We start from the raw sequence: 25,268 nt of genomic DNA on the forward strand, positions 1-25,268 counted from the left end.
GCGCTTCAGCCTTAAGCCGCTGGCGTGTGCCATGCTGAGCATGGCGGCCGGCGGCTGGCTGCCGTTTGCGCTCGGCGACGATCTGCCGCCGCCGCCCAGCGCCATCAGCATGCCGGACACCACGCTGTATCTGGAGCCGGTCGTCAACGGGCGCCAAACCGGCAACGTCGTGCCGGTCAACTACCGCGGCGGCCATTACTACATGACGCCCCAACAACTGCTCGACGCCGGGCTGCCGGTAGCGGATAAACAGGCGAAAGAAATCGCCGTCGATCGGCTGGAGAAGGTGGATGTCAGCTACAGCGGCGAGAGCCAGCAGTTGCTGATCAACGTGCCCAACGACTGGTTGCCGCAGCAAACCATCGGCGCCCGTTCACCGTTGCAGCGCTTGCCGGCGCAAAGCAGCCTCGGTCTGCTGTTCAACTACGACATCTACGCCAGCCAAAGCAACGGCAATGGCCGGCCGGGCTACCTGTCGGCGTGGAGCGAACAGCGGCTGTTCGACGGGTTCGGCGTCGTCGCCAACACCGGCATCTACCGCAGCGGGTTTAACGGCGGGCCAAACGACGATGGCGGCCGCTATATTCGGTATGACAGCTACTGGCGTTTCAACGATGACCAGCGGATGCTGAGTGTGATCGCCGGTGACCTAACCACCGGCTCGCTCCCCTGGAGCAGCGCCGTGCGCATCGGCGGCTTGCAATTGGCGCGCAATTTCGCGGTGCGCCCGGATCTTATCACCTACCCGCTGCCGCAGTTTTCCGGCCAGGCGGCATTGCCCAGCAGCGTCGATTTATACATCAACAGCTATAAAAACAGCACCACCAACATCAATCCCGGGCCGTTTACCCTCAACAGCGTGCCCTACATTAACGGCGCGGGTCAGGCCACCGTCGTCACCACCGACGCCCTCGGCCGCCAGGTCAGCACCACGGTACCGTTCTACGTGGCCAGCAACCTGCTGCAGACCGGCATGAGCGATTTCAGCATTTCCACCGGTTTGCTGCGGCGCAACTACGGGTTGAATTCTGCCGATTACGGGCAATGGGTAGGCAGCGCCAGCTTACGTTACGGCGTCACTGACTGGTTAACCCTGGAAGGGCGCGCCGAAGGCGCAGCCGAGTTGGCGGTCGGCGGCGGCGGCGCCGACATTCGCATCGGACAATGGGGGGTTTTCAACGCGTCCTACAGCGTCAGCCAGGCCGGCGACGAAGCGTTTAACGGCGGCAGGCCGATACAATCCCCCACGTATTATGACCCGCTGACCGGCAGGCCGTTGCAACAGCCGGATCCCCAGCCCGTCTATCGCTACACCGGCAACCACGGCGATCAGAGCAGTTTTGGCTACACCTACAGCAACTCACGCTTCAGCCTCAACGCGCAACGCATCCTGCGCAGCGCCGATTTTGGCGACATTTCCGTGTATAAAAGCGACTACCGTCTGAGCCGCCGCACCGATCAGTTGACCGGCAGCGTCAGCCTGGGCCGGCTCGGCAGCCTCGGCGCCGGTTATTTTGACGTTCGCGACGCCATCGCTCAACGAACCCGCCTGGTGAACCTGTCCTACAGTGTGTCGCTTTGGCGCAACAGCAGCCTGTACGCCTCGCTGAACCGGGAAATCGGCAGCAGCGGTTACAGCGCCCAACTGCAGCTCTCGATTCCGTTCGACAGTTGGGGCACGGCCAGCTTCAGCGCCGCGCGCGACAACAACAACCGCTGGAGCGAACGCGTCAGCTACAGCCGCGCCGCACCGACCGATGGCGGTTTCGGTTGGAATCTGGCCTACGCCAATAACCCGAGCGGCGGCGATTACCGCCAGGCGGATCTGACCTGGCGAACCCGCAGGCTCGAAGCCCGAGCGGGCGTATACGGCACCCGCGATGAAACCAACCACTGGGGAGAAATCAGCGGTTCGCTGGTGGCGATGAACGGCGGCGTATACGCCACCAACACCATCAACGATGCCTTTGCGCTGGTGTCCACGCAAGGATACGCCGACATTCCGGTGAGCTATGAGAACCAGCCGATCGGCAAGACCGATGCCCAGGGCTATTTATTGGTACCGACCGTCACCTCTTACTACCATGCGAAATTCCAGATTGATCCGCTCAGCCTGCCCGCCGACGTCGCGCTGCCGACGGTGGAAAAAACCGTCGCCATTCGCGATCACAGCGGTTTTCTGGTCGAGTTCCCCATCCAACCCATCTCCGCCGCCGACGTCGAACTGGTTGACGAGCAAGGCAAACCGCTGGCCAACGGCAGCCAGGTGGCGGTGGTTGGCGGCCGTCAGCAGAGCTATGTCGGTTGGGATGGCATGACCTATATCGACCCGGTGCAACAACACAATCGCCTGAGCGTGATCCCAGCCGACGGCGGCCCGCCATGCCAGGCGGAATTCAGTCTGGCGAAGCCTCAGGGCATCCAGCGCGTCGGCCCGGTTGTCTGCCGCTAATTCAACGACGGAGAGTCACTATGTTTCGGGGATTGAAAGCCTTATTGTTGACCCTTTCGCTGCTGCTCTGTCAGCGCGCATTCGCCGACTGCGCCACCACCAACGGCACCGTCACCTTACCGGGGAGCAGCTCTTTCGTGGTCTACAATGGGCAGATCAACGCCCAGGGCACCGCCGGCCTCAACTGCACCGGCCTCGGCCTCAATTTGCTCACGCAAAACACCGTCACGGTCAAGATCGCCTCCACCACCAACAATATGGCGGTTGCCAACACCGACGGCTCCGGCGATAAAATCGCTTACCTGATCTACCCCGACGCCAACTACCAATATCCTTACAGCATCGGCCAAACCATCGACTACAGCTCGCTGAACCTGCTGTCGCTGATCCTGATTTCCTCCAACGTCAACTTTCCGCTGTATATCAAAACCACCGCCGGCGCCAACGTGCGCGCAGGAACCTATACCGACAGCATCAACCTGATCTGGAATTACCATATTTGCGGTCTGGGCGTGCTCGGCCTGTGCGTTTGGTGGGATGGCGTCGACAAACCCAGCACGGTCAGCGTCAGCGTCACCATCACCAAAGATTGCCTGATCGGCACCGCGCCCAACGTCAACTTCGGCAGCATGGCGTTGGTCGGACAGTTCAATCCCGTCAATCAGAGCATTACCCTGACCTGCACCAAAACCGAGGGATACAACACCTATTTCACCAACGGCAATAACCCGGTCACCGGTTGGCGGCGCATGAAAAGCGGCACCAGCAATTTCATGCAGTATCAGATTTACCTGCCTAATACGACGACCGTTTGGGATAGCACCAACAAACAGAGCGGCGCCGGCACCGGCCTGGCGCAAAGCATCCCGTATAAGGCGGCGGTCAATGCGGCGCAGACGGAAGTGGCGGTCGGCAGCTATCAGGACAACCTCAGTTTTGTGGTGGAGTACTAGGCGTTGTGTTTTGCCGGCGTGGAAATTGTTTCCAAAATGTAATTTTTATGTGGCATTTTTTGCTCATTTGGCTATGCTCTTACCGATGACCACACTGGTCTAACCTCCTACCACACCATTGAGCAAGGAGTTCCCATGAGCAAAACCGTCGTAAAAATTGGCAGCTTCGAGGTCGATGACGCGCATCTTCACGCCGGCGCCGACCGCGCCGGCACCCTGAGCATTCCCTGCAAGTCCGATCCGGATCTGTGCATGCAGCTGGACGGCTGGGATGAACACACCAGCATCCCGGCGATCCTCGACGGCAAACAGTCGCTGCTGTACAAGCAACACTACGATCGGCAGGCGGACGCCTGGGTGATGCGGCTGGCATGAAAATGCCTCAGAACTGCTGACGACGCGCTGTTTTCATCGGAAACAGCGCGTTTTTTATGCGATGGCGATGCCGCGGCCGGCAAAGAAAGGGGCGAAGCGGTTGAGTGACAGCTGTACGTGCTCACGCGTCGCCGGGCTGTCGCCCGAAGGATTATGGAAGGTCACGCTTTGCGCATCGGCGGCGGTGATCAGCACCAGATGCCCGCCCCTGTGCGGCGGTGCGCTCTCCGGCCGGCGAATGGCGGGATGCACCGAGGCGATAAAGTAACGGTATTCGCTAAGCAGCGCCGGCACGTCGGCAGCCGCCAGCCCCACCTTCACCTCCGCTTGCAACGCGAACTGCTCTCGCACGTACTCGACGAACGGCGCGTAAATCAGGCCCTTGATCCGCTCACCCTCGCGCACATAGGCGCCATAGGGCAGGCTGCGCCGCGCTAGCTCCAGCAGCGGCGGCGCTGCGCCGTCGCGATGGCCCAGCACCATTTTCAGGCAGGCCATGCCGCACACGTGGTTGGCCCACTCGATGTACTCGGCCCGATCGCGGGCGCCGCTGCGCGCCCAATTTTCGTCTTGCGCCAGCGTCGCGCGGCCGGCTATCAGATCGGCGGCCAACGCCGGGCTCGCCCACTGGCACTCGTAGGGAACGGCGCGCATAAGATTAGAATTTGTCGACGACTTTGAAATTCATCAGCACCAGCGTCATGTCCGGCGAGAACAGATCGTACTCTTCGAAGAAGCGCTGCAGCTCTTTGCGCCAATGCGCCAGCGAGCGATCGCCCTCGCCTTCGGCAAAGGCGTGCGCTTCATCGACCTGATCGTAAGTTTTCATTTCCACCGAGGTCAGCTCGACCGCGCAGACCGGCTCCCCCTTGCCATCCACCACCAGGAACAGATCGCCGACCTGCGGGATCCCTTCACCGTCCAGGTTGGAACAGGTGGCCGTTTTGGTGCCATTGAGGATCAATTGCACCACTTCATCGGCCTGCTGCTCGGTATCGCCGAATGCCCAACGCTCAAGGTGTTCGTATTTCTGTGGAATTGCCGTCGCCATGATTATACCTTTTGGAAAAATGCCTCAATGCAGACAGGATAGTACAACGTATTGCCGGCCGTCTGCACCCGTCGCAGGCGCGACTGCGCATTCCGCCACCGCCGTCTTTACGCGTTTTTACCGTTCTTCGCTGTGCCTGTCGCGCTGCGGGGCGCATACTGTGAACATTATTCACCCAATGGCGTCCGCCAGGCGGTAACATGCGGCAAAATGACATCGATGCTGACGATACGTTCAGCGACTTACTCAACGGCGTCGCGTTAGTGACGCTTTTCCTCATCCTCCTCGCCGGCGGGTGGTATTTCAGCTAAAAAGGAAGGCGACGTGGCGACAAAACGCATGGGCAACAAGCTCAGTAAAATGGTCGTGGTGCTGCTGCTGATCTGCCTGGCGCTGCTGCTGTTGCGTTGGGCGGCGATCGCCTTCGGTTAATCCCGCGAAACGACGCCGGCAACGCCGGCGCCCTGTTCACCGCCGCCGTGGCGCAGTCGGCTCCAGCAACTCCCGCAAATAGGCCAAACGCGCCTCCTCCTGAAGCAACCAGCGGCGACACAGCCAATGCTGCGTTTCACCCGTGCGGCTCAGGCGGTAGTACTCCGCCAAGGTTTCGACCCAGTTCATGATGTTTTCTCCTGCTTTTCGACAACGCAAGTATTGAGCGTAAAAACCAGAAGAAATACTGATGGCTTGTTTTTTATGCTTCCTGTTTTAGGCGGCGGGTAGCGAAGCCGCAGCTCAGCTGCTACATTGGGCAAAAATCAATCCACCGAGGTGTAGGCCATGACGTTCTCGGAACAGGAGATTAAACCCGTATGGGATGAGGTCGCACGCCTGATCGGCGATGGCGTGATGCAACTGCGTCATCGCGGCGAAGCGCTGTCGGTAGAGACGCTGGAAAAACATCTGACGCGGCAGTTGGCCGAGAGCAACGACATCGAACGGCGTATCCTGCTCGGCGCCGCCATCAACATGCTGAAAGGCGGAAAATGAATCGCCAACCGAAGAAGGTTGGCGATCCGACAGAAGCCCGAGGTATGCAAGCCCGGCCTTCTGCGCGCTACTATGTCACGCTAATATGACGTAATTAATAGGAATTGTCGGGTTTTTGCCCAAAATGCCCTATTTTTGTTGCCTGCATCAGGCCAGCACGAAATCCCCCGCATCCAGCGGCTGTCCCACCACTTTCACCAGGAAATCACTGCCGTCAAAGCCGCCGCCCAGGTTGATCGCCACGTCACTGACGTGATTTTGCGCATCGTAGCTCAGCGTCGCCTCGCCTGCCTTGCCGCTGAACTGATCGACGAAGCGGATGCCGTCGGCGCTGCCGGTGTTGAACAGCGTCAGATCGATCTTGTCCTCGCCGCGCACGAAGTCGCGGATCCAATCCGGCGCCGCCGCCGTCGACTCATCCGCCGCAAAGTAGACGAAGGTGTCCTTGCCGGCGCCGCCCCACAGCTGATCCGCCCCTTTGCCGCCGTACAGCACGTCATCGCCCGCGCCGCCCTTGAGCACGTTATCGGCGGCGTTCCCTACCAGCACATCGTTACCCGACCCGCCGATGGCGTTTTCAATCGTTACGCCTGCGGCGATAGACACGTTGCCTTTCAGGCCGCCGACGTCCGAGAACGCCTTTTCATTCAGATTGATGCGCTGATTCTGGCCGAAGCCGGAGAAGTCGAAGGTGTCGTTGCCGCCGGCGTCCCAGGCGGTGAAGATTATCTTGTCCTGCGCGCCGGTGGCGGTGAGGAAGTCGCGATCGGTGTTGGAATTGAAACCGTAAACCGTGTCGCCGGTGCGGGTGTTCATGTTGGCGCCGTAGAAATGCTGGATCGCCGTGATGTCGTTGAGCAACGGCCCGGAAGAGTACGCGCCTTTAAAATCCTGCCCGGTGTTGCTTTCGCTGAAATAGCTCATCAGGCTGTGCGCGCGGCTGTCCTCAAAGTAGGTCGCGTCTTTAGCGTAGGTGATGCTGACGCCCGGCGCGGCGTTATAGTCGCCCGGATGCTGCAACCCCAACGCATGGCCGATTTCATGGGTGAAGGTCTGGCGACCGTACTCGTTCTCATGGATCTGGTTGTTGACGAAGGTAGGGTTCTTGGCGTTATACCAGGTTTGCCCGGCGACCGAAGGCGAGGAGTCCGGGTTATACGCGAAGGCATAAGAGCCGCGCGAGCTGTAGTCGAACAGGCCGAATTTGATGTTGGCGGCGGCGGTGTTGCTGGTTTCGGTGAAGGTGATGTTAGCCACGTCTGACCATGACTGCAGCGACAGTTTAGCCTGCTCGCGCTGTTCGGCGTTAAAGCTGCTGAAGCCGCTGATGCTCATGCTCGACATGTTGCCCGGCGCCTTTTCCCAGAAGCTGTAGGTCAGGGAGACCGGCGTGTCGGTCACGCCCTTGTCGTGCCAACTGCGATCGCCGCGCACCAGCTCCAGGCCGGCGTTTTCGAACGTTTTCGACGGATGAAGCACGGTAATGGTGTCGTCTTCATCGGGTTTATAAGCGCCCAGCAGGGCTAATACGCCTTCGGCCTTAACGGAAGCATTGCTTGATGACATAACCTTATCTCCATATTCGTCAATTCAATCGGGGGGATGCCCCAACTGGCAGATTGCCTGAACGGCAGCGGCCCGGTGTTGAATCAATACGGGGATATCGGTAATGCGCTGGCGCCTTCCCTCGGCACTCTGAATGAGAACGATAATCCCTTAAGAGAAAAGAATAGACACATTTTCACCGATTACAGAATTTTCTTAGATAAAGTACGGCTATGCATTTGCGCCACACGAATGATTTTCAAGGCAATAATCAGCACTATCACGATAAGCGAATAAAAACGCATAAAAAAACCGGGGCAATCCAACCCCGGTTATCCATAAGATACTCTGGACTCAGACTAACCAACCAAGCAGCAGCGTCGCGCCGATGACCGTGGAAGCGCCGCCGATGCGCGTGGCGATTTGGGCGAACGGCATCAGCCCCATGCGGTTCGACGCCGACAGGATCGCCACGTCACCGGTGCCGCCCAGGCCACTGTGACAACAGGTGACAATCGCCGCCTCCACCGGAAACATCTTCAGGTAAGGCGCAATCAAGAAACTGACCAGTCCCATCGACAGCACCACCGAGCCACAGACCACCACATAACCGACCGAGAACACCGCCACCACGCTTTCCAGCGGCACGTACAGCATGCCCAGACCAATCATCAGCGGCCACACCAGCGCGGTGGAGACGAACTTGTAGAAACTGTGCGCGCCGGTCTCCATCGAAGCCGGGATCACCCGGCAGTACTTGCACAGCACCGCGAACAGGATCATCAGCACCGGCCCGGGAATATGCACGATGTGTTCGAACAGGCCGCCGACGATAAAGAAGGCGCAGATCACCAGCAGCCCGCCGCCCATCAGTTGGAAATCGACGTTACCGCTTTGCTCCTTGATGGCGAACATCGCGTTCTCCTGCGCCGAACGGATCAGCATGCCGTCGCCGCTCAGCGCCTTGCGCTGCATACCGATGCGCGCCAGCACCCCGGCGGTCACGATGGCGAAGATGTTACCCAGCACCGCCGCCGGCGCCAGCTGCGCGACATAGACATCCGGCGTCGAGCCCAGGATCGCCGAATAGGCCAGCGACAGCGGTAAAATTCCCTCGCCGATGCCGCCGCCGATGATCGGCACGATGATGAAGAAGAAGGTGTGATAGAAGGTAAAGCCGAACAGCTTGCCCACCAGCAGCCCGGTGATCACCGCCGTGATCGTGCCCACCACCAGCGGCACGAACATGCGAATCATCCCCTGGATCAGGATCACCCGGTTCATGCCGAGAATGCTGCCGACCACCAGACTGGCGATGACGAAATAAAGCAGGTTCGCGTCTTTCATCAGCAAATGGACGGTGCCCATGACGTTGGGCTGGAAGACATCGAAATAGACCAGCACCGACGGCACCATCAAACACAGAATGGCCGGCCCGCCGATATCGCGCAGCACGGGAATGCTTTTTCCCAACTGCGCCAGCGCAAAGCCCAGCGTCATTATCACCGCCAGGCCGCCGATCATATTCTTCGGCAGGAAGTTGGCGTAGGCGGAAATCGCTACGATCGCGCAAATCGTGATAAACAAGGCGATCGGTACCGCGCCGATATCTATTTGACGAAGTTGATTAATTAATCCTGAGGATTCGGACGATGCCGTATTTTTATCACAGGCCAGTTCTGCATTTATCTGTTTCATTATTCACCCTGCTGACAAGCGTACAGTACGGTTAGATTCACCTGGCGCAAAAATTTGCCATAGCCAAGCAAAAACAAATGATTACGAAAAATCCTATTGTGGATTTCGCTTTTTCTAATAAGAAATAAAACAGTAGACAGCCCTGACGATATGATAAAAAATAAAAATGCAAAACTAAATTACGCCGGCGGAATTCAATATTGTGACCCTCCGCCAAGGTTAGTTTTAATTAATTATCGTCAGCATTTTGTAATTAAAGTAAGCAGGCTTAAATTCGCTGCTATGCTATAGGAGGGCGAAAAAACCCCCTGTTTTATTAATAAAGAACCGGAAATGCATTAGCTGAATCCGGTCAGCTTGATCCGAATCTCAATCCTGCGCGCGGCACCGCACGGGAAAGAGGCATAATATGACTCATAAGGAAGTAGAATATGTCTTCACGCGCTGTTACCCCACAAACCCTCGCTCGCTACGGCATCCATCAGGCCGCCGACATCGTCTATAACCCCAGCTATGAATTGCTGTTCGCCGAAGAGACTCGCGCCGATCTGCCGCCGCTGGAGCGCGGCACGCTCACCCAACTGGGCGCGGTCAACGTCGCGACCGGTGAATTTACCGGCCGTTCGCCGAAGGACAAATACATCGTGCGCGACGACACCACGCGCGATACCGTCTGGTGGTCGGACAACGGCACCGGCAAGAACGACAACCAGCCGCTCTCGCCGGAAGTCTGGCAGCATCTGAAGACGCTGGTGGGCAATCAGCTCTCCGGCAAGCGTCTGTTCGTGGTGGACGCGTTCTGCGGCGCCAACGCCGACACGCGTCTGAAAGTGCGCTTCATCACCGAGGTGGCCTGGCAGGCGCACTTCGTGAAAAACATGTTCATCCGCCCGAGCGACGCCGAGCTGGCGGACTTTGAACCGGACTTCGTGGTGATGAACGGCGCTAAATGCACCAACCCGGACTGGCAGCAGCAAGGGCTGCACTCGGAGAACTTCGTCGCCTTCAATCTGACCGAGCGCATGCAGTTGATCGGCGGCACCTGGTACGGCGGCGAAATGAAGAAAGGCCTGTTCTCGATCATGAACTATCTGCTGCCGCTGAAGGGCATCGCGTCGATGCACTGCTCGGCCAACGTCGGCGAGCAAGGCGACGTGGCGGTATTCTTCGGCCTGTCCGGCACCGGCAAAACCACCCTCTCTACCGACCCGAAACGCCAGCTGATCGGCGATGACGAGCACGGTTGGGACGACGACGGCGTGTTCAACTTCGAAGGCGGCTGCTACGCCAAAACCATCAAGCTGTCGCCGCAGGCGGAGCCGGAAATCTATCAGGCGATCCGTCGCGATGCGCTGCTGGAAAACGTCACCGTGCTGGCCGACGGCAGCATCGACTTCGACGACGCCAGCAAAACCGAGAACACCCGCGTCTCTTACCCGATTTATCACATCGAGAACATCGTCAAGCCGGTGTCCAAAGCCGGCCACGCGCGCAAGATCATCTTCCTGACCGCCGACGCCTTCGGCGTGCTGCCGCCGGTGTCGCGCCTGACGCCGGAGCAGACCCAATACCACTTCCTGTCCGGCTTCACCGCCAAGCTGGCCGGCACCGAGCGCGGCATCACCGCGCCGACGCCGACCTTCTCCGCCTGCTTCGGCGCCGCGTTCCTGACGCTGCACCCGACGCAGTACGCCGAAGTGCTGGTGAAACGCATGGAGGCCGCCGGCGCCCAGGCTTACCTGGTCAACACCGGCTGGAACGGCAGCGGCAAGCGTATCTCGATCAAAGATACTCGCGGCATCATCGACGCCATTCTGAATGGCGACATTGAGCAGGCCGAGACCTTCACGCTGCCGATCTTCGGGCTGGCAGTGCCGACCGCGCTGCCGGGCGTCGATCCGTCTATCCTCGATCCGCGCAAAACCTATGCCGACGAATCGCTGTGGCAGGAGAAAGCGCAGGATCTGGCGCAGCGCTTTATCGATAACTTCGCCAAATATACCGTCACTCCGGCGGGCGAAAAACTGGTGAACGCCGGGCCGAAGCTGTAACGCAGACGTTTTGCATTCTGCTGTTTAAGGGCCGAACTCTCGGCCCTTTCTTGTTTTCATCCTTCCGCCAGCAAACCCGGCATCACCAGCGCCACCGCCGCCGCGATGCGCTCGTCGATCGCGCTGCCCGGCGGCAACAGTCCCAGCGTCATCTGCCGTAGCGGTTCGGCGATGGTCATCGCCAACATCAGGTCGCTGGTTTGCGCCCAGTCGCGCTCACGCAGCCACCCGCACTGCTGCTGGCGCTGCAGCCAGTCCGCCACCGTCGTCCGGCCACGCTGAATGCCGTTGCGCTGATAGCTGCCCAGCAGCGCCTCGCGCCCCGGAAACTCGCTTTGCAACAGCCGAAACATCCCCACCGCCTCGGCGCTCAATACCTGCTGCGCGATGGCCTGCAGCCCTTTTTCCAACAGCGGCGCCACCGCCGCCCGTTGCCCGGCATCCTGGGCGAAGGCCGACTGAAACGCCTCGGTCCAGCCGCTCACCGCCTGCGCGACCAGTTCGTCGCGATTAGCGGCAAACCGATACAGGGTTTTTTTCGCCACCCCGGCGCGTTTCGCTACCGCGTCCACCGTTGCTGCGGCATAGCCGCCGTCGAGCAGCAACGCCAGCGTCGCCTGCGCCAGCGCGGCGCGCAGCGCCGTTTCCGGCGTGGCCGGCCGACCGCGAGCGCGCGGCGGTTCTTCATTCGGGTTCGCCATCTTTATTCCTCATAAGCATTGACAGACTCAGCATAGCAGCATAGCTTTATTTTGGAAACGACATTAGTTTCCAAAATAAAACAGGAACCCATTATGACACACCCTTCCCTGCTGGCGCCGTGGGGCGTCAACGATATCAACGAGTTGCTCAGGCCCGAACCGCTGCGGCTGGAGATGGGGCTGAGTCGCAGCGCCGACGGCCTGCTCACCGTCGCGATTCGTACCGATCTGCACGGCTGCAAAGGGCGCATGCTGGACTGGTGGTTCACCTTCTTCGAGAACACGCAGCACATCAACTGGTGGCACCCTCACGATCACGTCGAACATCGCGGCTGGGATCGCCACTGGAAAAAAGGGGAAAGCTACATCGGCGCCAGCATCGAAGCGGTCGAATGGCTGGCGGAGCTGCCGCCGGTCGCGGCGCGCCTCAAGTTCCACGCCGCCGATGACTTCTTCGCGCCGCAACCGCTGCGCCAGGCGCGTGACGCGCAGGCGCTCTCCGCCGCGGTTTGCGCGCGTATCGGCTTCGGCGATCAGGTGGCGTTGGATGACAACGGCGATCCCTGCGACGGCGAGATGCTGCATTTGGTGCGCGATACGCCTTACGGGTGCGTGCTGCGCAGCCGCTTCCTGCTGGGTAAAGCCTGCGCCAACGCCCACGACGAACTGTCGGATGACATCGGGTTTAACCTGATGCGCCACTGCTACAACGAGTTCAGCTATCTGGCGCAGTTCCTGCCGTCGCTGTACTACGCCGAAAACGGCCGCGAGCCGGCGCCGTTGCTCTGGTAAGCCGCCGGCGGGGCCTGTTATTTTCTCACGATGCCGCTATAGTGATTTTCATCGCCATTCCCGCGTTTCTGACGGAGAACTCATGGAAAATCCAGGCTATAGCGGCGGCTGCCTGTGCGGGCATATTCGCTTTCAGGCGCACGGCCTGCCCGGTAACCCACACAGCTGTTCCTGCGAATTTTGCCGGCGCCACTCGGGCGCGCCGACGCTCTGCTGGGTCGAATTTCCGCGTCAGGCCGTCAAGTGGAATGGTCCGGGCGGCCTGCCGGCCTTGTACCGCTCCTCGCCTTATTCCAGCCGCGCCTTTTGTCCGCGCTGCGGCAGCACGCTGGGGGCGCTCGACGACGAGCCGACGGTGGCGCTGGTCACCGGCAGCTTCGATCGCGCCGATCTGCCGGAGCTGCGCCCGACCTCGCACGCTTTCGCCGATGTATGCCCCTCATGGTGGCGCATCGACGGCATGCGCTGAGCGCTTCACAGTTCCCGCTGAAATCAATTGATTGTTTTGTCGTATAAATTTAGAACTAACGAACAATAATTCAAAATATGGGAACGGGGATGAATCAACAGACTCTCGACGCGCGCCGCTCGCGTCAGGCGTTGCTGGCCGGCTCGGTCGGCAACTTTATCGAATGGTATGAGTTCGGCGTATACGGGTTCCTGGCCACCGTTATCGCCGCCAATTTTTTCACGCTGCAGGGTGAAAATGAAATCACCAGCCTGATCCTCACCTACGCCGCTTTCGCGCTGGCGTTTTTCTGTCGGCCGATCGGCGCGGTGATCTTCGGCCGCATCGGCGATCGCATCGGCCGTCGCCCGACGCTGATTGCGGTCCTGCTGTTGATGACGCTGGCCACCGCGCTGATCGGCGTCATGCCGACCTATGCCTCGATCGGCGTCGCCGCCCCGCTGCTGCTGACGCTGCTGCGCATGTTTCAGGGGCTGTTCGCCGGCGGCGAATTCGGCGGCGCCGTGTCGCTGATGACCGAGTTCGCCCCGAAGGGCAAGCGCGGGCTGTTCGGCGCCTGGCAGTCGCTGACCGTCGCGCTCGGCCTGTTGGCCGGCGCCGGATTGGTGGCGCTGTTGGCCGCGCTGCTCAGCGCGCAGCAGCTGCATGACTGGGGCTGGCGCATTCCGTTCCTGCTGGCGCTGCCGATGGGCGCCGTGGCGCTGTGGCTGCGGCTCAAGCTCGAAGAGACGCCCACGTTTACCCAGGCGCAACAGGCCGCGGAACACAGCGCCCCACCGCCGGAAGCGAGCTTGGGCGGCGTAGCGAAAACCATACTGATCGGCATCGGCCGCATGATGGGCTGGTCGGCCGCCGGCTATACCTTTCTGGTGGTGATGCCTTCCTATTTGCAAACCTCGCTGCACGCCACCTTCCAGCAGGCGCTGGTGGCGACGGTGCTGGCCAACGTCGGCTTCGCCCTGACCATTCTGCCGGCGGGCATCATCAGCGACAAACTGGGACGTAAAACGGTGATGCTGACGGCGGTGGCGGCGGTGATCCTGTTCACCTTTCCCTTACTGCACCTGCTGCAGGATGCGCAGAGTTCACTATGGGCCAAAGGGCTGGCGGTGATGGTCGCCGGCGCCGTGGTCGGCCTGCTGGCCGGTCCCGGCCCGGCGATGCTGGCTGAGATGTTCCCGACCCGGGTGCGCTATACCGGTTTGGGGCTGGCTTACTCGCTATCCAATGCGGTGTTTTCCGGCTCGGCCGGGCTGATTATCACCGGCCTCATCAAACAGACCGGCAATATCGACATTCCCGCCTACTACGTGGTCGCCACCTCGGTGGTGAGCCTGTTTGCGCTGATGACGCTGCGCCGCGACGATCATCTGCGCTCGCTGAACGAACGTTAATCCTGCGGGGGCACATCGCCCCCTTGCCAACTCGTGACCTCGATCACAAGGCAAAAATGTTAACGTTAACTTTTGTGATTAACATCTCATGCGTGATATCTGGCCGCTTCATCCCTCCGCGAGTTAACGTTAACAATAGAGCTAACTTCACTCACCGGGGCCCTACCCATGAACCGCGAAACGAAAAAATATTACGTGCTGCTCAGCGGCCTGCTGTTCTTCTTTTTCTTCACCTGGTCTTCCAGCTTTTCGTTGATCTCGCTGTGGCTGAATCAAAAGATCGGGCTGAAAGGCGCCGAGACCGGCCTGATCTTCTCCGCTATCTCGCTGGTGGCGCTGTGCGCACAGCCGCTGTACGGGTTTATTCAGGATAAACTTGGGCTGCGCAAACACCTGCTGCAGTTTCTCGGCGTGATGCTGCTGCTGACCGGCCCGTTCTTTATCTACGTTTACGCCCCGCTGCTGGCGAGCAGCCTGCCGCTCGGCGCTTTGGTCGGCGGGGTGTTCATCGGCGCGACCTTCTTCGCCGGTATCGGCGCGCTGGAATCTTATACCGAGCGAGTCAGCCGCATCAGCGGTTTCGAATTCGGCCGCGCCCGCATGTGGGGCTCGCTTGGCTGGGCCAGCGCCACCTTTGTGGCCGGTTTTATCTTCAATATCAATCCGAACATCAATTTCTGGCTGGCCTCCGCCGCCGCCGTGGTGTTCCTGGTGCTGCTTAGCCAGGTACGCGAGCTGAAGCCGAATGCCATGGCCGGCCTGGCGTTCGGCAAACCGGAAAACCTGCGGCTGCAGGACGCGCTGGCGCTGCTGCGCATGCCCGGCTTCTGGGCGCTGGTGGTGTTTGTGCTGGGGATCAGCGTATACAACGTTTTCGATCAGCAATTTTCGGTCTACTTCGCTTCACAGTTCGCTTCTCGCGCACAGGGCAACGAGATGTACGGTTTTCTCAACTCGCTGCAGGTCTTCCTCGAGGCAGGCGGCATGTTCCTGGCCCCGCTACTGGTGAACCGCATCGGCGCCAAACAGGGGCTGTTGCTGGCCGGTGGCGTAATGGCGCTGCGCATGTTCGGCTCCGGCTTGGTCAGCGGCGCCTTGATGATCTCCGCCATGAAACTGCTGCACGCCGTAGAGTTGCCAATCCTGCTGATCGCTATTTTCAAATACATCGCGAGCCGCTTTGACAGCCGACTCTCCTCCACGCTGTACCTGGTCGGTTTCCAGTTCATCACCCAGGTGATGGCCAGCTTCCTGTCACCGCTGGCGGGCTACGGTTATGACCGCATCGGCTTTGCCGACACCTATCTGCTGATGGGCTGCGCGGTCGCCGCCACCACGCTTGTCTCCTGTTTCCTGCTGCGCGGCGAACGCTCCGCCACGGCAACGCCCTTTCCATCCGCCATTAAATCAAGTGAGTCTGTCCAATGAATACTGCCTTAGCTCAAGCCGACCATGCGGTCGAAGCCCTGCGCGCAGAACGCCGAGACGATTATTATCCGCAGTTCCATCTCGCGCCGCCCGCCGGCTGGATCAACGATCCCAACGGCCTGATCTGTATTGACGGCGTCTATCATGCCTTCTTCCAGCATCACCCCTATAGCGAGCACTGGGGCCCCATGCACTGGGGGCACGCGACCAGCCGCGACCTGATACGCTGGCAGCATCAGCCCATCGCCCTGGCGCCCGATGCGCCCTATGACCAAGACGGTTGCTTTTCCGGCTGCGCCGTGGATGACAACGGCGTGCTGACGCTGATTTACACCGGCCACGTGTGGCTGGGCGAACCCGGTGACGACAGTCAGGTGCGGGAAGTGCAATGTCTGGCCACCAGCGAAGACGGCATACGCTTCGTCAAGCACGGGCCGGTGCTGGCCCCGCCGGACGGCATTCAGCATTTTCGCGATCCGAAAGTCTGGCGCGAAAACGGCGAATGGTGGCTGGTGGTCGGCGCCAAAGAAAACGGCCTGGGCCAGGTGCGCCTGTACCGCTCTGCCGACCTGCGCGCCTGGCGCTTCGATCGGGTGCTGGCCGGCGCGCAAACGGCGCATCAGGGCTATATGTGGGAATGCCCGGATTTCTTCCCGCTGGGCGAGCAACACCTGCTGCTGTTCTCGCCGCAAGGACTTGCGGCGCAGGGCTACCGCTACCGCAATCGCTTCCAGAGCGGCTATCTGCTTGGCCACTGGCGGCCTGATAGCGACTTTACGGTGACCCAGCCCTTCTGTGAGCTGGATGCCGGCCACGATTTCTATGCGCCGCAGACCTTCACCGCCGCCGACGGCCGTCGGCTGCTGTTTGCCTGGATGGATATGTGGGAATCACCGATGCCCAGCAAAGCGCACCGCTGGGCCGGCGCCCTCACCCTGCCGCGCGAGCTGACGCTGGCCGCCGACGGCAGCGTCCGCATGAACCCGGCGCGTGAACTGGCGGCGCTGCGCCGAGAATCACACACGTTGTCGGCGCAGACGCTGACCAATCGGCAACTGCCACTGGCGAACGATATGCAGGAGCTCATCCTGACGTTGAGACAGGCCGACAGCGACGCCGAGCGTTACGGGCTGGCCATTGGGAGTGCGGCGCGGCTGTACGTCGACAATCAGTCACACCGACTGGTGCTGGAGCGTTTTAATGAGCACCCGGCGCTGTGCGCCTGCCGCAGTGTGCCGCTGCCGGAAGGTGACACCGTGTCGCTGCGGATCTTTATTGACCGCTCCTCGCTGGAAATCTTCGTTAATCAGGGAGAGGCCTGCCTGACCAGCCGCTTCTATCCGACGGCGGGCGATCGCCGCCTCAGCCTGTTCGCCGAAGGCGGCCGGGCGCAGTTCGAGCCCATCACGGGGTGGCAGTTGGCGAGCATCTGGGGGTAATGGGAATGAGCACCGGGCGCGCAGCGACGCTCCCGGTGCGGTTACAGCGAACCACGCGCCAACAGCGGGCAAGGCACTTTCACCGTATCACGCTGTTCCCGCTGCTCGATCACATGCAGCGCCGCAAGGCGACCCAGCGCATAGTGCGGCAATTGCACCGTCGTCAACGCCGGCAGGAACAGCTCGCCGATGCCAACCATGTTGTCGTAGCCCAGCACCGCCACCTGTTGCGGTATCCGCCATCCTTGCGCCAGCAATACCTGATACACCAGAAACGCTATCCGATCGTTCCCGCATACCACGACATCGCAATCGCGCCGGCCGGCAGAGAAATGCCGCGCCAGCACCGCGACGCAGTCGCGATAGCCTTGATCGCCGCCGCTCAGATCGAGATGATACTGCCGCAGTTGTTCAACATCGCGCCCCGCTTCGCGCCAGGCGCGCTCCAGACCGCGACGGCGCAGCCCCGCCGCCAGCGTATCCGCCGGTAAATGTATGCACAGCGGCGAACGATAGCCTTTGGCGATCAGCGTGCGCGTGGCGTCATACTGCCCTTGCTCATCATCAGGAATGTAGCTGGCGATCGCGTGCGCCGGGCTGACGCAGTTGGCCAGCACCAGCCTTTTGTCCAACAGTTTGGCCGGCACATCCACCTGACGCAGCCCCATGGTGGTGAAGATCACGCCGTCCGGTCGATGCGCCAACAGCAGATCGACGGTCTGTTCAGCGTTGTCGTCGGCAAACAGGTTGACGACGAAGCTGTTCCAGCCGCGCTCACGCGCGGTTTTTTCAATCGACAGGATCATGTCCACCGAGAACGGCGTCGTGGCGGTGTCCAGCGCCAGCACGCCGAGCGTCTGTACGCGATTTCCGTCACCGCGAATACGCCGCGCCGACAGATCCGGCACATAGTCCAACTGGTCGATCGCCTGTTTGACGCGGTGATAGGTTTCTGGCCGCAGCTTGCCGGGTTCATTGATGGCGCGGGACACCGTCATCAACGAGACTCCGGCAAGTTTTGCGACGTCTTTCAGCGAAGCCATGCGCCCTTCTTTATGATTAATGGGGAAAAGTGAATAATCCCATAACCGGGCGCAGGACTCTACTCTGCGTTAGCAGGCTGTGATGTTCGCCCACAGGATCGCGCCGTCGGCCGTCAGCGGCGTCACTTCGCCACCCGCCGCCGTCCACCAGACACCCTCGCGCGCCCGCAGTTCGCCGCCATCCGGCAGCGACCAAACGCCGCCCAGCACATACAGCACGCCCGCCCGGTTGGGTGACAGGGTGACGGGCACCGTACTGCGCCGCACCTCGGCCGCCTGCCGGCCGCGGCGTGTCATGATGTTGAAATCCTGACTGGCGCCGCCCAGCAGCGTCGCTTCCAGCGCCACGTCGCCGGAAAACGCGAACGGCTCCCCGACGCGCGCCAACTGATGGTCGATATGCCCGGCGCTGAACAGCCGCACGCCGTCGCCTTCCAGCAGGGTGATCGAACGATCGATGCCCGCAAAGGCGGAAAACGGCCCGTCCTGCGCGATGGTGGCGATGCTGGCGCGCCAGTCAAAATCCTGCGCGCCCGGCGGCCAGCTGACGATTTCACGGGTTTCCCCACCGCCGTTGCGCCACGGGCTGACCGGCAGCGCGGCGAAGTTAAAACGGTTCAGGCTCATTACGCCTCCTGCTGAAAGGTTTTCAGCACCTGCAGGAACTCGGCGCTGCTCTGCTGCTGCAGCGCGTGCCGCCCCTGCTCGATCACCTGCCGGCCGCCGACGAACACGTCGCGAATTTGCTCCTTGCCGCCGGCGAACAGCCAGCGATTGAGGATCGAGGCGTCCGGCGCCGCCGCCAGATACGGATCGTCGCCGTCCAGTACCAGCCAGTCGGCGCGATAGCCGCTCTGCAGCCGACCGATCGGCGCGCCGCACGCCTGCGCGCCGCCCTGCAGCGCCTGCAGGTACAGCACATCGCCTACCGCCGACTGTTCCGGTGTCGTCAGGCGATTGCGACGCTGATCGCGCAGCCGCTGGCCGTATTCAAACCAGCGCAGCTCTTCCACCACGTTGAGCGAAACGTGGCTGTCGGAACCGATGCCCCAGCGCCCCTGCTGCTGCAGGTAAGCGTCGCCGGGGAAAATGCCGTCGCCGAGGTTGGCTTCGGTGGTCAGACACAGGCCGGCCACCGCGCGGCTGCGCGCCAGCGCTTCCAGCTCGTCGCGATCCAGATGGGTGGCGTGCACCAGGCACCAGCGCTGATCCACCGGCAGATGGTCATACAGCCAGGCCACCGGGCGCTGCCCGCTCCACGCCAGACAGTCGTTCACCTCTTTTTGCTGCTCGGCGATATGAATATGCACCGGCAAGGTGCGATCCGACGCGGCCAAAATCTGCTGCATCTGCCCCAGCTCCACCGCACGCAGTGAGTGGAAACACAGCCCCTGATTCTGCAACGGGCGATCCGCCAGCTGACGGGCAATCACCTGCTGCTGATGCAGATAGCTTTCGGTGTCCTGGATAAACCGTTTCTGCCCCGGCTGGGCCGGCTGGGCGCCGAAACCGGCGTAGCTGTAAAGCACCGGCAGCATCGTCATGCCAATGCCGGCCTGATGCGCGGCCTCGCTGAGGCGGCCGGTCATCTCACCGCGATCGGCGTAAGGCTTGCCGTCGGCGTCGTGATGCAGGTAGTGGAATTCGGCCACCTGGGTGTATCCGCCCTTGAGCATTTCGATATACAGTTGACGGGCGACCACCTCCACCTGCTCCGGCGTCAGACGCTGCACCAGGCGGTACATCAGATCGCGCCAGGTCCAGAAGCTGTCCTGCGGGTTGCCCGCCACTTCCGCCAGCCCGGCCATCGCGCGCTGGAAAGCGTGGGAGTGCAGGTTCGGCATGCCCGGCACCGCGTCGCCGTGCAGCCGAATGCAGCCTTGCGGCTCAGCGTTGGCGGTAACTTGAGTCAGATAACCTTGCGCATCGACGTCCAGCCGGACGTTATGCGCCCAGCCCTCTGGGAGCAAAGCGCGTGGGGCAAAATAAGCAGGCATGGCAGTATTCCACGGTTAATGTAACGGCGAATAAGGCGCGGCGGTGGCGCGTCTTAAGGAATTTTTGGCGGTCGCCGGCAAGTTTCTGGCGCGACGGCCACTAGTTGTATATACATATACATACGCCGACATCAACAGTAAACTGGTGTTATTATTTTTTTATTTGACGAGGTTAACGTCGTGGCTGAACAACAGACCGTGTTACAACTGGCGGCTGCAATGAGCGATGCCCCCGCCCCGATCTACCAACGGGTCAAACAGGCGATCGTGAATCAAATCCGTGCGGGGCATTGGCAACCGCACCAGCGCGTGCCCTCCGAAAGTGAACTGGTGGCGGAACTGGGCGTCAGCCGCATGACCATCAACCGCGCGCTGCGCGAGCTGACCAGCGAAGGTTTTTTGATTCGCATGCAGGGCGTCGGCACCTTCGTCGCCGAAGCCAAGGCGCATACCGCACTGCTGGAAGTGCACAACATCGCCGATGAGATCGCCGCGCGAGGTCATCACCACAGCAGTAAAATCCTCGAGCTGAAGGCCCGCCCGGCCAGCGAGGAAGAAGCGACGGCGCTGGGCATTCAGCCCGGCCAACGGCTGTTCTACTCCCAGATCGTGCATTACGAAAACGACGTGCCGGTGCAGGTGGAAGACCGCTGCGTCAACCCACTGGTGGCGCCGGATTACCTGAAGCAGGATTTCGACCGCGTCACGCCCTATACCTATCTGACGCAGGCCGCGCCGCTGACCGCCGGCGAACACATCGTCGAAGCGGTGATCCCCACCCGGCGCGAGCGCGAGCTGCTGCAGCTGGAGGACCACGAACCCGGCCTGCTGATCCATCGCCGCACCTGGTCCGGCAAAACCGTGGTCACCTCGGCCCGGCTGCTGTACCCCGGCAGCCGTTATCAACTGTTCGGCCGCTTCACCAGCGAAGTCTGATCCCCGGCGGGCGCCCCTGCGCCCGCATCTCCGCGGTCGATCACATCCTGATAACAAAATCTCTCCCGCCTCTTGTGACATCCCGGTGAATGCGTTAGGTTGTTTTTAATTGTATATACAACCATGTGGGAGCTGCGGCTCCGGCGGAGGAAAGCAATGACGTCTGAGATTCACTGTGACAGCCTGTGGCACGGCGCCGATATCGTCACCATGCGCGACGGCAAATATCACACCCTGACCGACGGCGCGATCGCCGTGCGCGACGGCAAGATCGTCTGGATTGGCGAACATGCGGCGTTGCCGCCCGGCCTGATCGCGGACGAAACGGTGAAATTCGACGGCGGCATCGTCACCCCCGGCTTTGTTGACTGCCACACGCACCTGGTGTTCGGCGGCAACCGCAGCGGCGAGTTCGAACAGCGGCTGAACGGCGTAAGCTACGCCGACATCGCCGCACAGGGCGGCGGCATTATCTCCACCGTGAAAGCCACCCGCGAGGCCGACGAAGCGCTGCTGCTGGAGCAGGCGCTGTTCCGCCTGCGGCCGCTGCTGGCGGAAGGCGTCACCTGCGTGGAGATCAAGTCCGGCTATGGCCTCAGCCCGGAGAGCGAACTGAAAATGTTGCGGGTGGCGCGCAAGTTGGGCGAGCTGCTGCCAGTCGAGGTGAAAACCACCTGTCTGGCGGCCCATGCGCTGCCGCCGGAATACGCCAACCGCGCCGACGACTACATCAATCTGGTCTGCGACACCATCATCCCGCAGGCGGCGGCCGCCGGCCTGGCGGATGCGGTCGACGCCTTCTGCGAGCATCTGGCGTTCTCACCGGCGCAGGTGGAGCGAGTCTTCGCCGCCGCCGAAGCCGCCGGTTTGCCGGTCAAGCTGCACGCCGAGCAGCTCTCCGCCCTCGGCGGCAGCACGCTGGCGGCGCGCCACCACGCGCTCTCCGCCGACCACCTCGAATACGCCACCGAGCAAGACGCCCGCGCCATGGGCGACGCCGGCACCGTGGCGGTGCTGCTGCCGGGCGCCTACTACCTGCTGCGTGAAACTCAGTGCCCGCCGGTAGCGCTGTTCCGCAAGCACCACGTGGCGATGGCGATCGCCAGCGACGCCAACCCCGGCACCTCGCCGGCGCTGTCGCTGCGCCTGATGATCAACATGGCCTGCACGCTGTTCCGCCTGACGCCGGAAGAGGCGCTGGCGGGCGTCACCACCCACGCCGCCAAAGCGCTGGGGCTGCAGCACAGCCACGGCACGCTGGAAACCGGCAAGGTGGCGGACTTCGTTCACTGGCCGCTGTCGCGGCCGGCGGAACTGGCTTATTGGTTGGGCGGTCAACTGCCCTGTACGGTGATTTTCCGAGGAGAAGTACGTCAATGACCATTCGCGATCCTTTTAGCTTCCAGACCGGCAGCCTGCCGCTGCTGATCAGCATTCCGCACGCCGGCACGCAACTGACGCCGGCGGTCGAGGCCGGGCTGACCGACGACGCTCGCCCGCTGCCCGATACCGACTGGCACATTCCGCAGCTGTACGACTTCGCCCGGGCGATGGGCGCCAGCGTGCTGGTCGGCAACTATTCGCGCTTCGTCATCGATTTGAACCGCCCGGCGGACGACAAGCCGCTGTACACCACCGCCACCACCGGCCTGTATCCCGACGTGCTGTTCGACGGCCGCCCAAGCTTCCTGCCGGGCAAAACGCCGACGGACGAAGAACGCGCCGCCTACCTGCAGCAAATTTGGCAACCTTATCATCAGCAGCTGCAGAACGAACTGGCGCGCCTCAAAGCGCGCCATGGCTATGCGCTGCTGTTCGACGCGCACTCCATCGCCTCAGTGATCCCGCGGCTGTTCGACGGCCAACTGCCGGATCTCAATCTCGGCACCAACGGCGGTGAAAGCTGCGCCCAGGCGCTGAGCGATCGGCTGGTCGCCTGCTGCGAGCAGCAACAGCAGTACACCCACGTGCTGAACGGTCGCTTTAAGGGCGGTTATATCACCCGCGCCTATGGTCAGCCACAGCAACAACAGCATGCGATCCAGCTCGAACTGGCGCAGGTCAACTACATGTCCGAACAGTATCCTTTCGCGTTCGAGCCCCAGCGCGCCGCCTCGCTGCAGCGCCTACTCAAGCAGATGATTGAAAGCCTGTTGGACGGCGCCGCCAGACTGAATTGATTCCCCTTTACAGGCGCCGTCGCGCGCCTGTTTTTCTCCCGCCTCTAACCGCAACGCCAGCAGCAATCTGCGCGCTATATCAAAGTTTCGCGTGATTCCCCGCTAACTGGTCTAAACAGCGCACAAAACAGCGGCCGACGAAAAACGCACTGCGCCACAATCAGCCCAAAAGCCCGCGCTCAGCGCCGGGCGGCGTGTGGCCAGCTGGCCCGTTTCGAATACTCTCTGGAGGCCCTATGTCTGTAACACCGTTAAACTGGCGCGCTGCCGGCGCCTTGGCCGAACAACTGCTGGCCGGCTGGCAACGGCATGGCGAACCCGGCGGCGCCATCACCCTGTTTGACGCCCAACAACGCCGCGCCACCGCCTGCGCCGGCCTGGCCGATCTGGCGCAGAACACCCCCTTCACCGCCGACAGCGTGGTGCGTTATGCTTCAGTGACCAAGCATATCTTCGCCGCGCTGGCGCTGAACGCCACCGATCGCGCCATTCGGCTGGAGCAACGTCTGGGTGAACTGCTCCCCGCCCTGCAGCCCGCGTTGGCGGACGTTACCGTCGGCCAGGCGCTGGACATGACCGGCGGCCTGCCCGACGTGCGCGAGACGCTCGGCCTGCTGGGCATCTCGCTGCACGCCGTCAGCGAGGCGCAGCCGGTGATGCGGTTTGTCGAGGGGCTGGAGAAATTGAACTACGAAGCCGGCAGCGAGATCGCCTACAGCAATACCGGCTATCGGCTGCTGGAGGCCGCGCTGCGCAGCAAAGGGTATGATTTCGACCAACTGGTGCAACAGCACATCGCCCAGCCGCTGCAGGTGCAGATGCGGGCGCCGGAAAGCTGGTTCGACGTGGTGCCGGGATTGGTGCCGGGTTACTGGCGTGCGCCGCAGGGCTGGCAACACGCCAGCGCCGGCCTGCACCTTTCCGCCTCCGGCAGCCTGACCGGCAGCCTCAACGCCCTCACCCGCTGGCTGCAGACGCTGCTGGCCGACCAGGGCCCCGGCCAGGGCGTGCTGGCGCAACTCGGCGCACCGCGCCGTCTCAATCAGGGCCAGCTCAGCGCTTATGGCCTGGGTCTGGCGCAAACCCCGCTGGGCCGCCGCCGCTTGCTCGGCCACGGCGGTTCCCACGCCGGTTACAAAACCTATTTCCTGCTGGCGCCCGACCGTCAGGCCGGCGTCGCGCTGGTGGCCAATCGCGAAGACTGCGACAGTTTCGGGATGGCTTTGCAGGTGATGGCGGCGCTGCTCGGCGAGCCGCTGCCGCAGCGCAGCACGGCGATCCCCGACGGCCTCTACGCCACGCTGGCGGAGCCGCACTGGCTGGAGGTCAAAGACGGCAACCTGGCCTATCTGGGCAGCGATGAACCGCTGTATCAGGGCGAGGACGGGTACGCCGTGTCGCTATCCGCCCATATGCCGCTCAAATTGAAATGGACCGGTGAAGCGATCGAGGGCGAAGTCGGGCATGTGGCGCGCCGTTTTCTGCCGGTCACGGCTAACGGCGACTGCCTGAAGCATGTGCAGGGGCTGTGGTATCACCCGCACTATCGCACCGCCTTTGAAATTCGCGGCGATCGGGTGCATATTGGCGTCGGTCCGGCGGCGCAGACCGGCACGCTCAGCCCGCTCGGCCAGGGCCGCATGCTGGTGGAGTGCCAGGACGGCCCGTGGTTAAAACGCTTTTGCCTCTATTTCCGCGGTTACAACGTGGATCTCATCGCCAACCGCAGCCGGATGCTGACCTTCCGCCGCAGCACCGTCGGCCGCGACTGACG

The 25,268-nt window shown here is 61.7% G+C and carries 24 protein-coding genes; 15 read left to right on the forward strand and 9 right to left on the reverse strand.

Annotation, left to right across the window (positions count from 1 at the left end; genetic code table 11):
- Positions 1-31: 31 nt before the first annotated feature.
- From ACJ8KE_RS07665 to ACJ8KE_RS07675, 3 genes are all read left to right on the forward strand, one after another.
- On the forward strand, positions 32-2,452 hold the full coding sequence (locus ACJ8KE_RS07665) for a fimbria/pilus outer membrane usher protein (RefSeq protein WP_197787863.1): 2,421 nt from the start codon (positions 32-34) through the stop codon (positions 2,450-2,452).
- A 20-nt stretch (positions 2,453-2,472) separates the two neighbouring features.
- Positions 2,473-3,405: a Csu type fimbrial protein gene (locus ACJ8KE_RS07670; protein WP_079449321.1), complete on the forward strand. Its 933-nt coding sequence runs from the start codon at positions 2,473-2,475 to the stop codon at positions 3,403-3,405.
- 135 nt (positions 3,406-3,540) lie between these two features.
- Positions 3,541-3,780, forward strand: a complete 240-nt coding sequence (locus ACJ8KE_RS07675) for a DUF1480 family protein (RefSeq protein WP_004931517.1) — start codon at positions 3,541-3,543, stop codon at positions 3,778-3,780.
- Positions 3,781-3,834: 54 nt separating this feature from the next.
- On the opposite strand, the gene ACJ8KE_RS07680 is transcribed toward ACJ8KE_RS07675, so the two are convergent.
- Both ACJ8KE_RS07680 and ACJ8KE_RS07685 read right to left on the reverse strand, forming a co-directional pair.
- Positions 3,835-4,434: a papain-like cysteine protease family protein gene (locus tag ACJ8KE_RS07680; protein WP_079449322.1), complete on the reverse strand. Its 600-nt coding sequence runs from the start codon at positions 4,432-4,434 to the stop codon at positions 3,835-3,837.
- 4 nt (positions 4,435-4,438) lie between these two features.
- Positions 4,439-4,831: an ASCH domain-containing protein gene (locus ACJ8KE_RS07685; RefSeq protein WP_442517199.1), complete on the reverse strand. Its 393-nt coding sequence runs from the start codon at positions 4,829-4,831 to the stop codon at positions 4,439-4,441.
- Between the two features lie 339 nt (positions 4,832-5,170).
- Between ACJ8KE_RS07685 and yniD the strand changes: the two genes are divergently transcribed.
- A complete protein-coding gene (yniD, locus tag ACJ8KE_RS07690) occupies positions 5,171-5,263 on the forward strand; it encodes a small membrane protein YniD (RefSeq protein WP_016928013.1) in 93 nt (30 codons plus the stop codon).
- 36 nt (positions 5,264-5,299) lie between these two features.
- Here the strand turns inward: yniD and ACJ8KE_RS07695 are convergent, their stop codons facing one another.
- The gene (locus ACJ8KE_RS07695; protein ID WP_162835083.1) at positions 5,300-5,452 is read right to left on the reverse strand and encodes a hypothetical protein; all 153 of its coding nucleotides are present in this window, start codon (positions 5,450-5,452) and stop codon (positions 5,300-5,302) included.
- A 159-nt stretch (positions 5,453-5,611) separates the two neighbouring features.
- Between ACJ8KE_RS07695 and ACJ8KE_RS07700 the strand changes: the two genes are divergently transcribed.
- Positions 5,612-5,821, forward strand: a complete 210-nt coding sequence (locus ACJ8KE_RS07700) for a hypothetical protein (protein WP_016928015.1) — start codon at positions 5,612-5,614, stop codon at positions 5,819-5,821.
- A 147-nt stretch (positions 5,822-5,968) separates the two neighbouring features.
- Here the strand turns inward: ACJ8KE_RS07700 and ACJ8KE_RS07705 are convergent, their stop codons facing one another.
- Together ACJ8KE_RS07705 and ACJ8KE_RS07710 are read right to left on the reverse strand one after the other, a co-directional pair.
- On the reverse strand, positions 5,969-7,387 hold the full coding sequence (locus ACJ8KE_RS07705) for a serralysin family metalloprotease (RefSeq protein ID WP_016928016.1): 1,419 nt from the start codon (positions 7,385-7,387) through the stop codon (positions 5,969-5,971).
- Positions 7,388-7,720: 333 nt separating this feature from the next.
- Positions 7,721-9,064 (reverse strand): 2-hydroxycarboxylate transporter family protein, encoded by a 1,344-nt coding sequence (locus ACJ8KE_RS07710; RefSeq protein WP_048795674.1) that lies wholly within the window; start codon positions 9,062-9,064, stop codon positions 7,721-7,723.
- 431 nt (positions 9,065-9,495) lie between these two features.
- Between ACJ8KE_RS07710 and pckA the strand changes: the two genes are divergently transcribed.
- Positions 9,496-11,115, forward strand: coding sequence for a phosphoenolpyruvate carboxykinase (ATP) (gene pckA, locus ACJ8KE_RS07715; protein ID WP_016928019.1), 1,620 nt, complete (start codon positions 9,496-9,498; stop codon positions 11,113-11,115).
- 56 nt (positions 11,116-11,171) lie between these two features.
- On the opposite strand, the gene ACJ8KE_RS07720 is transcribed toward pckA, so the two are convergent.
- Complete coding sequence (locus tag ACJ8KE_RS07720; protein WP_016928020.1) at positions 11,172-11,816, reverse strand: TetR/AcrR family transcriptional regulator; 645 nt, start codon at positions 11,814-11,816, stop codon at positions 11,172-11,174.
- Between the two features lie 93 nt (positions 11,817-11,909).
- Here ACJ8KE_RS07720 and ACJ8KE_RS07725 point away from each other — a divergent pair, with 93 nt between their 5' ends.
- The 5 genes from ACJ8KE_RS07725 (at position 11,910) to ACJ8KE_RS07745 (ending at position 17,338) form a co-directional block, all read left to right on the forward strand.
- Entirely contained in the window at positions 11,910-12,608 is a 699-nt protein-coding gene (locus ACJ8KE_RS07725; RefSeq protein ID WP_016928021.1) for a DAPG hydrolase family protein, read from the forward strand.
- Between the two features lie 82 nt (positions 12,609-12,690).
- Positions 12,691-13,077, forward strand: coding sequence for a GFA family protein (locus ACJ8KE_RS07730; protein ID WP_016928022.1), 387 nt, complete (start codon positions 12,691-12,693; stop codon positions 13,075-13,077).
- An 89-nt stretch (positions 13,078-13,166) separates the two neighbouring features.
- On the forward strand, positions 13,167-14,471 hold the full coding sequence (locus ACJ8KE_RS07735; RefSeq protein ID WP_079449325.1) for an MFS transporter: 1,305 nt from the start codon (positions 13,167-13,169) through the stop codon (positions 14,469-14,471).
- A gap of 168 nt (positions 14,472-14,639) precedes the next feature.
- On the forward strand, positions 14,640-15,899 hold the full coding sequence (locus ACJ8KE_RS07740) for an MFS transporter (protein WP_033640564.1): 1,260 nt from the start codon (positions 14,640-14,642) through the stop codon (positions 15,897-15,899).
- The gene (locus ACJ8KE_RS07745) at positions 15,896-17,338 is read left to right on the forward strand and encodes a glycoside hydrolase family 32 protein (protein ID WP_261465405.1); all 1,443 of its coding nucleotides are present in this window, start codon (positions 15,896-15,898) and stop codon (positions 17,336-17,338) included. Before ACJ8KE_RS07740 ends, ACJ8KE_RS07745 begins: the two co-directional genes overlap by 4 nt.
- A gap of 41 nt (positions 17,339-17,379) precedes the next feature.
- On the opposite strand, the gene ACJ8KE_RS07750 is transcribed toward ACJ8KE_RS07745, so the two are convergent.
- The 3 genes from ACJ8KE_RS07750 to ACJ8KE_RS07760 form a co-directional block, all read right to left on the reverse strand.
- Positions 17,380-18,381 carry a LacI family DNA-binding transcriptional regulator gene (locus tag ACJ8KE_RS07750; RefSeq protein WP_028127390.1) on the reverse strand — a complete coding sequence of 334 codons (1,002 nt, stop codon included), beginning with the start codon at positions 18,379-18,381 and terminating at the stop codon, positions 17,380-17,382.
- A gap of 69 nt (positions 18,382-18,450) precedes the next feature.
- On the reverse strand, positions 18,451-19,008 hold the full coding sequence (locus ACJ8KE_RS07755) for a HutD/Ves family protein (RefSeq protein ID WP_239441787.1): 558 nt from the start codon (positions 19,006-19,008) through the stop codon (positions 18,451-18,453).
- A complete protein-coding gene (locus tag ACJ8KE_RS07760) occupies positions 19,008-20,378 on the reverse strand; it encodes a formimidoylglutamate deiminase (RefSeq protein ID WP_049300630.1) in 1,371 nt (456 codons plus the stop codon). Before ACJ8KE_RS07760 ends, ACJ8KE_RS07755 begins: the two co-directional genes overlap by 1 nt.
- Positions 20,379-20,558: 180 nt before the next feature.
- On the opposite strand from ACJ8KE_RS07760, the gene hutC reads away from it, so the two are divergent.
- The 4 genes from hutC (at position 20,559) to ACJ8KE_RS07780 (ending at position 25,266) form a co-directional block, all read left to right on the forward strand.
- The gene (gene hutC / locus ACJ8KE_RS07765; RefSeq protein ID WP_028128056.1) at positions 20,559-21,314 is read left to right on the forward strand and encodes a histidine utilization repressor; all 756 of its coding nucleotides are present in this window, start codon (positions 20,559-20,561) and stop codon (positions 21,312-21,314) included.
- Positions 21,315-21,470: 156 nt separating this feature from the next.
- Positions 21,471-22,694, forward strand: a complete 1,224-nt coding sequence (hutI, locus tag ACJ8KE_RS07770) for an imidazolonepropionase (RefSeq protein WP_016928030.1) — start codon at positions 21,471-21,473, stop codon at positions 22,692-22,694.
- A complete protein-coding gene (gene hutG / locus ACJ8KE_RS07775; RefSeq protein WP_097102285.1) occupies positions 22,691-23,494 on the forward strand; it encodes an N-formylglutamate deformylase in 804 nt (267 codons plus the stop codon). Before hutI ends, hutG begins: the two co-directional genes overlap by 4 nt.
- Before the next feature lie 236 nt (positions 23,495-23,730).
- Positions 23,731-25,266 (forward strand): serine hydrolase domain-containing protein, encoded by a 1,536-nt coding sequence (locus ACJ8KE_RS07780; RefSeq protein ID WP_234214194.1) that lies wholly within the window; start codon positions 23,731-23,733, stop codon positions 25,264-25,266.
- Positions 25,267-25,268 lie beyond the last annotated feature (2 nt).

Origin of the sequence: Serratia sp. CY56464, from assembly GCF_052168435.1 — a bacterium.
In the GTDB taxonomy this organism is placed as follows: Bacteria; Pseudomonadota; Gammaproteobacteria; order Enterobacterales; family Enterobacteriaceae; genus Serratia; species Serratia marcescens.